The sequence below is a fragment of the Undibacterium sp. Ji49W genome, from assembly GCF_049340205.1.
Lineage (GTDB): Bacteria > Pseudomonadota > Gammaproteobacteria > Burkholderiales > Burkholderiaceae_D > Undibacterium.
This window is the reverse complement of the sequence record NZ_JBMPOW010000065.1, coordinates 1-336: the sequence shown is the minus strand read 5'-3', so window position 1 is coordinate 336 and position 336 is coordinate 1. Positions and strand designations below refer to the sequence as shown.

The window sequence follows — 336 nt, the reverse complement described above, 5'->3', positions numbered from 1 at the left end:
TGACAGAAAACGGTGTGAACCTCAATACACAATCCACAGCAACAGCCGTGGCCCGTGTAGTGACAGACACCATCAACCTGGGTAACGGTAACGATACACTGGTTACTTACGGTGCGATCAACCTGGCTGGTGCACAACTGTCCGGTATTGAAAACATCACAGCAAACTCTGCTGTTGTTATCACAGCCAGCCAATACGCTGCTCTGGTCGCTGCCCGTACAGCCTTGTCCCTGAGCACACCAGTGATCACATTCACAGGCAATGTGCCACATCAACTGACTATCGTTGATGACATCGCTGGCGCAAACAACATTGATCTGTCCCTGATCTCTGTTA

The 336-nt window shown here is 50.3% G+C and carries 1 protein-coding gene; it reads left to right on the top strand.

Annotated elements, in window-relative coordinates; genetic code table 11:
- Nucleotides 1-14: 14 nt before the first annotated feature.
- The coding region (locus tag ACO0LK_RS27050; protein WP_422980615.1) for a hypothetical protein at nt 15-336 on the top strand (322 nt) is incomplete at its 3' end.